The following is a 9,172-nucleotide window of genomic DNA, read 5'->3' as shown; positions in this document are numbered from 1 at the left end:
AGGCGTTCGGCCACCGCCGCCTCGAACAGCACCCCGGAGTCGAATGCCTCGGACGAGGTCAGTGAGGGGATCGGCACGACGGCGGTGGACTCCGAGGCGCAGAAGAACCGCTCCGGGGTTCCGGGGTCGTCCTCGACAATGCCGATGTGCAGCGTCTTCAACCCGAGGCTGCGGTCGTGCGGATCGCGGATCTTCACCAGCCGCAACAGGTGGTCCTTGAGGACCTGGTGGCGCGGCGGGCCGAACAGCACCCGGTAGTGCACCAGTTCGGGCCGCTGCACCAGCACGGCCTCGATCGCGTCGAGGTAGGCCGCGTCGCGTGAGCGGGACCCCACGACCGCCAGGTACTGGCCGGCGTCGCGGACCACTTCGGTCATGGCCCCGCGCAGGTCGTGGTGGCCGACCAGCAGGCGTGGTGTCTCGGATCCGGCCGTGAGCTGTTGGTCCTGGTGGGCGAACAGCACTTTCGGGGGCGGGGCGTAATAGTCGGCGAGCATCTTGCGGTAGCGGATGCTGGTGATGTGCTTGCCCAGCCCCCGGCCGGACAACCTGCTCGTCGTCACTCCGGACCAGCCTTCTTTCGACCGCTTGTCGAGGTGGGTGCCCGGGGGCTCACCTCCGCTTGCGCGGAGCGGACAAGACGTACCGAACGTCCTGATCATCGGCGCCGGCTCACCCCCGCTTGCGCGGAGCGGACCCGAACACTGCCATGTCCTGCCAGCGTCCGTCCGGCTCACCCCCGCTTGCGCAGAGCGGACCGCGGGCGGTGGCCTGGCTGGTCGAGACGGGTCGGCTCACCCCCGCTTGCGCGGAGCGGACACCGATAGTGGCATGCCTCGGGATCGGCGCGGTGGCTCACCCCCGCTTGCGCGGAGCGGACGCCGAACACCATGCGTTCAGCCGTCGCCGCGTCGGCTCACCCCCGCTTGCGCGGAGCGGACGCGAGGCCGGTTGCGGTGACGATGAGGGCCAGCGGCTCACCCCCGCTTGCGCGGAGCGGACCCTTTCCGACCTGCACCGATATTAGCGCGTGACCATTTCGTAATGTCTCGTTGGTGTGGATTCGCGAAGTCGGCTGTGCGGGTCGATCACGGTGCCGTCCATCCGTCCCGTTCCCTGGTCCCTGGTCCTGGGTGCCTCCCGGGGGCTGTCAGAGTCACTCGAGGTAGTCCGTGGATCCAGCCTCCAGGGCGCGGTGGGCACGAGCCAACCGTCGCGCGACATCAGGCCGAAGCATCCTCTTGGCCTCGGCGAGCTCGACGAAGGCGAACGCGCCGATCTCCGGATCCGAGATCCGAACCCCGCTCGCCTGTGAGGCTGACAGAGTTCCGCCATCGAAAACGAACACGAGCAGGTCGTCCCACGGCCCGTGGGGGCCCACCCAGTCCAGGGTCAGGACCCGCCCCGCGACCACGGCGAGCCCGAGTTCCTCGACCAGCTCACGCTCCCCCGCCGCCCGAGGGGGTTCGTTGCCCTCCGCCACCCCCCGGGTAAGTCCCAGAACTCCTTGTAGGTCGGGTCGACCAGCAGGACATGTCCGTCTTCGTCGCGGATCAGCAGGTCAACGGCGACGCGCTTGCGGGCCTGCCTCGCGTTTCCCTCGGCCAGGTAGGCGAAGCGCTCCTCGTCGTCGCTCATAGTGGCCACGCCGGCTCCATGCTGTCGCTCCTGTCAGCTCCGTCGGACAGGCTGGCCAACGAGACCAGGAACTCGGTCACCCCCGGTGCGGGGGCTCGGTGAGCGAACATCCCGCCGAGAGCCCGAAGCTGGCGTGCCACTCTCACCGAGCTCACGGAGCGGGACTGCCCACAGGCCTCCTGTGCGAGCACCGCGGCCTCGTCGACTCGTCGTGCACGGATCAGGACGTTGGCCAGGGTGAGTTGGGCGAAGGTCTTGCTGCGAACGCGATCCTCGGATCGCAGCCGGATGGCTTCCCGGGCTTGACGCTCCGCTTCCGTGAACTCCGCCAGGTGCAGGAAGCACAGGGCGGCCTCGCTGGCCAGGGCGGCTGAGTCGAACGTGGCGACCCACCGGAGGTTGGGCTGTGCTCGTGTCAGGTCGAGGAGGTGGTCGGCGTGGTCAAGCGCCGCGCAGCATCCGGTGCGGTCACCGAGGAGGGAGAGCGCTCGAGCACGCATGGCGTGCAGTCGGGCTGCCAGACGACCGGTGCCGTCGGTTGCTTCGGCGTACCGGAGGCCCTCGGCGGCGATGCGCACCGCGTCGTTCGGCTTCCACGACTCGATCGCCAAGTGTGCCATGGAGGCGCATGAGTGGGCGATGACGGCGTGGTCGTCGGCAGCGACCGCCAATCGAAATGCTCGGTCGAAGAAGCGTTTCGCGTTCCCGTCCTGTCCGGTGTCGTGCGCCATCCACCCGGCCATGTCGGTGACTGACGCGGCGGCAGCGAACAACTGGTTGGCGGGAACTCCCCGGGAAGGGGAAACCAGCCGCGGGCCGATCTCGGTTCTCAGGTACTCGGAGATCGACGCGTACAAGCCCCCGCCCCCGGTCTGACGATCTCGCGCCTGAAAATCTTGGGCCGTGCAGAGGATGCTCTCAACGACCTCCGGGCCATCGAGCGTGCTCAGTCGGCTTGGGGTCGGGCTTTCCTCGCCTCGTCTGTCCAACAGTTCGGTGAGGCTGCCGGGGTCGAGTCGAAGGACCTTTTCCAAGGCCGGGCGCATCCATGGTCGTGGGGTTTGGACACCGCGTTCCCAGCGCGCGACAGTGGATCGGTCGATCCCGATCTCCTGCGCGAGTCGCTCCTGGGTGAACCCGGGAGATTCACGCCCGTGTGCTAGGCGAGATCGCCTCGAGTTCATCTGTCCTCCGCGTGTGCCTGGTGTCTGCCGATAGTCCCGTGACGTCCGGTCTCGGTCAAGTGTGACCGGCCAGTGCCGGCTTTCACTTGTTCGAGTTGATGGCGCGGGATTCCAGGTTCCCGCAGGCCGCGCGTGGGGCGCCCGATGGACGCCCCACGTTCGCCATAACCAGGCCCTGAACCACCATTGATCTGGACGTTCAGCTGCGCTGGGGTGCTGAGCGTGTTTTCGGTGGATGGTTGACGAGCCGCGGTGAGGAGCGAACACACGGGAACGTTCGTGCGTTCGGCGATTGGGGCAACCATCCACTCTGTCGGCTCGCGGAGGAATCCTTCCTGCTGCTGGCCAACTTCCCGCTGTGCATGCCGGATGACTACTTTCCCCCTGCGGGCGGTCCGACCACTGGCAGGGGGATCGCCGGAAGTGCCGGTCGCATGGACGGGACAATTGCCCCTTGATCCGGTGTGGGGACGATTTCCTGGTCCTGGTGTCCGGCGACCGCGCGCACGCCGCTAAGGCGCAGTGACAATAGTGTCCCTGAGTAGTCGGGCCGCGCTGCCAGTCGTAGGCTGGCCAGCGTGACGGAACGGTCCACGATGACGGTGGTAGTGGGACGGCGTGCGGCACGGGCGATTGTGATCGACGATTTCGGATGGCTGGTGTTGATCAAGCGAACGAAGCCGGGGCAGGAGCCGTACTGGACCGCGCCCGGCGGCGGTGTCGAGGACATCGACGTATCGGTGGAGGCGGCGCTGTACCGGGAGCTGGAGGAAGAACTGGGAGCTAGGGCTACGGATGCCTCGCAGGTTTTTCTGTTCAGCTCGCCGTCGGATGCTGGGGTCGCCGTGCAGCATTTCTTCGTGGCGCGGCTGGTCGCCCTGGACGAGTCGGTCCGGAGCGGCCCGGAGGTCAGCGACCCGTCGCGCGGCGGGTATGACCTGGACCGGGTTGACCTTCGGGGAGCTGACCTCGCGTCGATCGACTTGAAGCCGACGGCGTTGAAGGAGTTCATCCCGGCCAACCGGGAGGCCCTGCTGGTCGAGGCGGGCGTAGCCGGCTGAACCTCGAATCGGCGAAAGGCCGTCGCCGCCGGTAGCTCGTGAACGCACCTCGCGTGGCCGCTGCGTTCACACGGCTCAGTCCGCGCTGTAACCCGCATCGAAGCGATGGTGAGTCGGCTGCCTCTGCGTTGAGCTTGATCTCCCCCAGTGGGCGTCTCGTCTTACTCACCTGGTGCCAGGCGAGCTAGGAGGGTAGCTGAGCGCGGAGGTGTTCGGTGTGTTCGGCGAGTGTGGCGTGAAGGTGCTGAAGGGTGTCGATCTTGGTCTGCAGGATCTTCAGGCGTTGCTCGTAGACCTCGAGCGCCGGCGCGCAGGGGGCCGCGTCGAGGCTGGGCGAGCGAACACAGGAGCCGAACTGCTTGATGTCCTCGATGGAGAGCCCGGCGCTGAGCAGGCGGCGGATGTTGTTGACCACAGTCACGACGTCGGGGGAGTAGCGGCGGTAACCGTTGTGTTCACGGTCGGAGACGATCAGCCCGCGTTGCTCGTAGTAGCGCAGAGAGCGGGTGCTGGTGGCCGTGCGGCGTGCGAGCTCGCCGATACGTAGCCAGCCGCGCTGGTCGACAGCTGAGACCATGCACTCCATTCTGCTCGGTCACGGACAACCTCGTCGCCGCGATCACGATGGTCCGCGGACTCGCATGGCGGCCGCGCTTGGGATCGGGTCGAGGACGACGACCGGGATCCGCCGGCCGGCGGTCTTCTCGAAGTCGGCGAATGCGGGGACGAGACGAGCCTGCTCGCCCCAGATGTCCTCGCGTTCCTCCCCCTGGACCACACGGGCGATGGCGCGGGTGACATCGGAGCCGACCTCGACGACTACCTCGGGGTTCCGCACGATGTTGTGGTACCAGGCTGGTGGTCGCGGGCTCCCGCCGAAGGTGGCGAAGACAGCGAACGCGTCGCGCACCGCCTGGTACATCAGCGGGTTCGTGCGTCGACGGCCGGTCACCGCACCGATGTGGTTGACGAGGATGATCGGGACGCTCCGCGTCGGGGCGAAGCTCGGCAGCGGAGGGGGGATCGGACGTCCCTCAGCCAGGTCCTTCTCGGTGCTCCACCGCACGAAACCGGCGTTCGACCGGAACTTTGACACGATTCGGCGGTTCCAGTCCTGGAAGTCGTCGGGCATGACGGCACGTTAGAACCCTGACATCAGCGACAAGGTCAAGCGCCCCGTCGCACTGACCTTGCGCCGAGGCTCACCTGACTGCCGGCGGCAAGGCGAAGCCGCCGGTTCAACGGGTTCTGGGGCCAGGTCCAACGCGATGTGCGGTGACGACCTGCCGTTTCGCCACCGGCGCTTCGTCGTCGAGTGCCCGTGGGCAACCCCACGAGGACGGTCCGGGCGCACGGGTCCGACTCCTCGCCCTCGCCCGTCCGCGAGGCCGCGGTGGCCGGCGAGGCGCCCCGCCGGGTCCGTCACGGTCGTGGGAGGACGGACGACTGACTCGCCGACCGCCTGATCGCATCCGGCACCCGCCCCACCACGTCCGGGCGGCGATCCGGCAGGTGCCCCGCCACCTGTTGCCGCCCGCCGTCGGGCTGGTCGAGGCGTACGTCGACGAGCCCGTCCCCACCAAGCACGACGAGGGCACCCACCCCGGAGTGCGGACACCAGTGGGGTGCGGCGACGTCGCCGCACCCCCGCCCCGGGGCGGGGCCGCACGACCCCGCCTACAGCCAGTCGTGTTCGCGGGCGTAGCGGGCAGCGTCGTGCCGGGTGCTCGTGTGCGTCTTCTGGATGGCGCTGGAGAGGTAGTTGCGGACCGTTCCCGGTGCCAGGTGCAGGATCTTCGCCATGTCCTTGACCGAGTAGCCGTCCCCCGCGACCCGCAGCACGTCCCGCTCCCGCTCGGTCAGGGGGCAGTCGTCGATGAGGGCCTGCGCGGAGATGTTGGCGTCGACGTACCGTCCGCCGGCGGCGACCTCCGCGACGGCGGAGGCGATGAGCGCCGCCTCGGAGTCCTTCCCGAGGAACCCGCGCACCCCCAGCCGCAGGGCGCTGCGAAGGGTTCCCGGCCGCGCGTACCGGGTCAGCATGAGCACGGCCTGCCCCGGAGCCTGGGCGAGGATGCGTTCCGCCACGTGCAGGCCGTCCAGCTCGGGCATCTCCAGGTCGAGGATCGCGACGTCGGGCCGCAGCCGCTCGAACGCGGCGACGGCCTCGGTCCCCGTTCCCGCCTCGGCGACGACGTCGATGTCGCCCTCCAACGGCAACAGGGTGGCCAGGGCGGAACGGATCAACCGTTCGTCGTCGGCCAGGAGCACGGTGATCGTCATCGTGCCTCCGTCGGGAAGGTGACGGTCAGGGTGTGGACGTCGCCGTCGCGGTCGGTGGTGAGGGCGCCGCCGGCCGCGCGTACCCGGTCGGCGAGGCTCGCCAGGCCCCGCAGGGGAGCGGCGTCCTTGATACCGGCACCGTCGTTGCGCACGCTGAGGGTGTCGGCGCTCGAGGTGATCGTCACCTCGCCAGGCCTGGCGTGCCGCAGGACGTTCGTCGTCGCCTCGCGCAGGGCGAGGGCGAAGTGCGCTTCGTGCGGGCCGGGATCGTCGTCGGTCCGGTCCACCCGCGTCGTGATGCCCGCCGCGCGGAAGAGTTCGACGGCGTTGGACAGCTCGGTGGAGAACACGAGCGCGTGGGTGGAGTTGGCGAGTTGCCGTGCCTGCCCGATGGTGTCCGCCACGAGGCGTTGGATCACCTCAAGCTCCTGACGGGTGCGTTCCGGGTCGGTGTGCTGGAGTTTGGCCGCCACGGCGGCCTTCAGTTTGATGACGTGCAAGGTGTGGCCCTGGATGTCGTGCAGGTCCGCGGCGAAGCGGTTGCGCTCCCGCAGGATCGACAGCTCGCGTTCGTTGTCCTTCTCCCGTTCCAACAGGTCGAACAGCTGGTTCTGGCTGTGCGACTCGACGAGGGCCACGATCCACACCGACCCGGTGATCGACATCAGGACCACCAGCTGGTACACGTCGTCGGAGTGCCCGCCCAGCAGGGCCGACGCTCCGGCCAGCACCGCGATCCCAAGGCAGGTGAGCAGGGTGAGGACGAGCCGGCCGCGGGGGCGGTGGGCGATCCACACCCCGGCGCTGATCGCGAGGCCGGCGGGACCGGTCAGGGTGGAGTAGGTCAGCGAGGTGACCACGAGGGTGGCGACTCCGAGGAGTCCCGAACCGGCCAGGAGCAGGGGGTTCGGGGGGCGGTTCCAGCTTCGGAACAGCAGCGCCGTCGACAGGGCCAGGCTGGGGATCGCGACGAGCGCGGTCCACCACACGGTGGTCGTCACCAGGCCGACCCCCGCCATCACCACGATCGAGATGGCGAAGGACCGGATCTCCCGCTGCCGTATCGTCTGCCGCGCCGGCACCGGCACCTCGGGGGCGGGTGCCGCGTCCGTCTCGCCGTGCGGCGACCGGTCCCTCCTCGTCACTCCGGTGATCCTTCCCCGGCCGGTCCGCGCCGTTCCTCGCTCCACTGTTCCGCCGGGACGGCGACGGCTCGTCTCCCACGCGCGACCACGCCGCCAGGCGCCAAGGCGGGGGCGCGCCACCCCCGCTGTTCAACCCGGCCTCGCGCCGAGGCCGGGCCGAGCCTAGGGAGCCGCGGCGGCACTGGGCGCCCCGCGCGCCCCGGAGCCCACGGGCCGACATCCTCACGGGAGCCCGTCGCGGTCGGTTGCGGTGAGGCCGGAGCGCACGACCCCGGCCAGGGCTCCGGCGTTCGACGGTCTGCTCATGCAGGCCGCCATGAGCGCCTCGACATCCTCGAGGGAGAGGTCGGAGCGCACGGTGCCCGAGGTCTGCGCCTCGGCCAGGGTCACCTCGAGTTCGTCGCACAGCGCCTGCAGGCTGGCGCCGAGCGGCTGGTCCTCGGCCTTGTTCACCGTCGCCATGCGCTCCGCCAGGCTCTGGTTGGTCGCCGCTGCGCTGATGATCGCGTCGAACAGGGGGAAGAATGCCTGCCCGGGCTTCTCGCGCCGACGGCGTTCGACCGAGAGGGCGACGAGTGCGTGCAGGCTCTGGCTCAGGGTCGCCTCGACCAGGTCGTTCTTGGTCGGGAAGTGCCGCCCGACGGTGCCGGTCCCCACTCCCGCGCTCCTGGCGATCTCCTGCACGGAGACGCCGAGGCCGCGCCGCGCGAACAGTTCGGCGGCCGCGTCCAGGATCAACTTGCGGTTCCGCTGCGCGTCAGCTCTCAACGCGGACATCGACGAATACCCTTCCGTAAACGGGATGGGCATCCCGTATAGTCGGACACAAGCGGGACGCGCATCCCGGTTATGGGGGGTCCCGTGACAGTCCGAGTATCGCACCGCCGCTACCGGGTACGACCTCTCCTTCCCGACGAGTTCCGCAGCACCCCGACCGCCCACCGTTCGGCGGTCGCACGACAAGAGATCGAGGTTCCGCGCATGACCCATCACACGACCGGCTCGCGTGCTCGTCCGACCCCGGTGTTCGCCACCACCCCTCGAGGGTTGTTCGTCGACGGGAGGGAGGAACCCGCCGAGGACGGCGCCACCATGGCGACCGTCGACCCGACCACCGAGCAGGAGCTGACCACGATCGCCATCGCCGGCAGCGGCGATGTGGACCGCGCCGTCCGTGCCGCACGACGCGCATTCGAGGACCCGGCCTGGTCGGCGATGCGGCCCGAGGACCGTTCGCGAGCCCTCGGGCAGCTCGCCGACCTCGTGGAGGAACACGCCGAGGAGCTGCTGGCCCTCGACTCCGCGGAGATGGGGGTCCCGCTCACGCCGGGCCGCATGATGGTCGAGCACTCCATCGAGGTGTTCCGGCACTACGCCGGCTGGCCCACCCGGATCTACGGGACCACGGCCCCCTCGGCCCCGAACCGCCTGGGCTACACGCGGCGTTCCCCGCTGGGCGTGGTCGCCGCCATTTCCGCGTGGAACGGTCCGCTCCTGCAGATGGCGTACAAGGTCGGCCCCGCCCTGGCCACGGGCAACACCGTCGTGGTCAAACCATCCGAGCAGACCTCGCTGAGCGCGCTGAGGTTCGCAGCACTGGCAGCCGAGCACGGCTGCCTGCCCGACGGGGTCCTCAACGTGGTCACTGGACCGGGGGCCACCACCGGGGAATCCCTCATCACCCACCCCGATGTCGCCAAGATCAGCTACACCGGGTCCACGGAGGTCGGCAAGCACATCCTGCGGTCCTCCGCCGGCCACCTCAAGCGGGTCACCCTGGAGCTGGGCGGCAAGTCGCCCTTCCTCGTCTTCGAGGACGCCGACCTGCCGGCGGCGGCCCGGGCCGCCGCCATCGGCTTCT

General features: G+C 69.4%; 10 protein-coding genes, 1 pseudogene and 1 CRISPR repeat array. Of the genes and pseudogenes, 2 read left to right on the top strand and 9 right to left on the bottom strand.

All coding sequences use genetic code 11. The features are described from left to right. The 4 genes and pseudogenes from ACTIDRAF_RS28590 to ACTIDRAF_RS28580 form a co-directional block, all read right to left on the bottom strand. Positions 1-563: pseudogene (locus tag ACTIDRAF_RS28590) on the bottom strand (hypothetical protein); the annotation flags it as partial. Between the two features lie 46 nt (positions 564-609). Continuing rightward, positions 610-1,002: direct repeats of the CRISPR family, unit length 28 nt; unit sequence GGCTCACCCCCGCTTGCGCGGAGCGGAC. 154 nt (positions 1,003-1,156) lie between these two features. Beyond that, positions 1,157-1,483: an NUDIX hydrolase gene (locus ACTIDRAF_RS28585; protein WP_245533525.1), complete on the bottom strand. Its 327-nt coding sequence runs from the start codon at positions 1,481-1,483 to the stop codon at positions 1,157-1,159. After that, the gene (locus ACTIDRAF_RS34940) at positions 1,393-1,647 is read right to left on the bottom strand and encodes an NUDIX hydrolase (RefSeq protein ID WP_245533524.1); all 255 of its coding nucleotides are present in this window, start codon (positions 1,645-1,647) and stop codon (positions 1,393-1,395) included. Before ACTIDRAF_RS34940 ends, ACTIDRAF_RS28585 begins: the two co-directional genes overlap by 91 nt. Next, on the bottom strand, positions 1,635-2,822 hold the full coding sequence (locus tag ACTIDRAF_RS28580; protein ID WP_083886263.1) for a helix-turn-helix domain-containing protein: 1,188 nt from the start codon (positions 2,820-2,822) through the stop codon (positions 1,635-1,637). The genes ACTIDRAF_RS34940 and ACTIDRAF_RS28580 overlap by 13 nt, the downstream gene beginning before the upstream one ends. A 578-nt stretch (positions 2,823-3,400) precedes the next feature. On the opposite strand from ACTIDRAF_RS28580, the gene ACTIDRAF_RS0212575 reads away from it, so the two are divergent. Next, positions 3,401-3,883: an NUDIX domain-containing protein gene (locus tag ACTIDRAF_RS0212575; protein WP_211215333.1), complete on the top strand. Its 483-nt coding sequence runs from the start codon at positions 3,401-3,403 to the stop codon at positions 3,881-3,883. Positions 3,884-4,067: 184 nt separating this feature from the next. Here ACTIDRAF_RS0212575 and ACTIDRAF_RS0212570 read toward each other — a convergent pair whose 3' ends face one another. The 5 genes from ACTIDRAF_RS0212570 to ACTIDRAF_RS28570 form a co-directional block, all read right to left on the bottom strand. Next, entirely contained in the window at positions 4,068-4,460 is a 393-nt protein-coding gene (locus ACTIDRAF_RS0212570; protein WP_026066038.1) for a MerR family transcriptional regulator, read from the bottom strand. A 42-nt stretch (positions 4,461-4,502) separates the two neighbouring features. Further along, on the bottom strand, positions 4,503-5,015 hold the full coding sequence (locus ACTIDRAF_RS0212565) for a nitroreductase/quinone reductase family protein (protein WP_016699098.1): 513 nt from the start codon (positions 5,013-5,015) through the stop codon (positions 4,503-4,505). A gap of 545 nt (positions 5,016-5,560) precedes the next feature. Beyond that, a complete protein-coding gene (locus ACTIDRAF_RS0212560) occupies positions 5,561-6,166 on the bottom strand; it encodes a response regulator transcription factor (protein WP_016699097.1) in 606 nt (201 codons plus the stop codon). After that, positions 6,163-7,311, bottom strand: a complete 1,149-nt coding sequence (locus tag ACTIDRAF_RS31960) for a sensor histidine kinase (protein WP_016699096.1) — start codon at positions 7,309-7,311, stop codon at positions 6,163-6,165. Before ACTIDRAF_RS31960 ends, ACTIDRAF_RS0212560 begins: the two co-directional genes overlap by 4 nt. Before the next feature lie 222 nt (positions 7,312-7,533). Beyond that, the gene (locus ACTIDRAF_RS28570; RefSeq protein WP_016699095.1) at positions 7,534-8,088 is read right to left on the bottom strand and encodes a TetR/AcrR family transcriptional regulator; all 555 of its coding nucleotides are present in this window, start codon (positions 8,086-8,088) and stop codon (positions 7,534-7,536) included. A 204-nt stretch (positions 8,089-8,292) separates the two neighbouring features. On the opposite strand from ACTIDRAF_RS28570, the gene ACTIDRAF_RS0212545 reads away from it, so the two are divergent. Continuing rightward, on the top strand, positions 8,293-9,172 hold an 880-nt coding region (locus ACTIDRAF_RS0212545; protein ID WP_039787053.1), incomplete at its 3' end, for an aldehyde dehydrogenase family protein.

It is taken from the genome of Actinoalloteichus spitiensis RMV-1378, assembly GCF_000239155.1.
Taxonomy (GTDB): domain Bacteria; phylum Actinomycetota; class Actinomycetes; order Mycobacteriales; family Pseudonocardiaceae; genus Actinoalloteichus_B; species Actinoalloteichus_B spitiensis.
The sequence above is the reverse complement of the archived record's forward strand: the minus strand, read 5'-3'. Positions and strand labels throughout refer to the sequence as shown.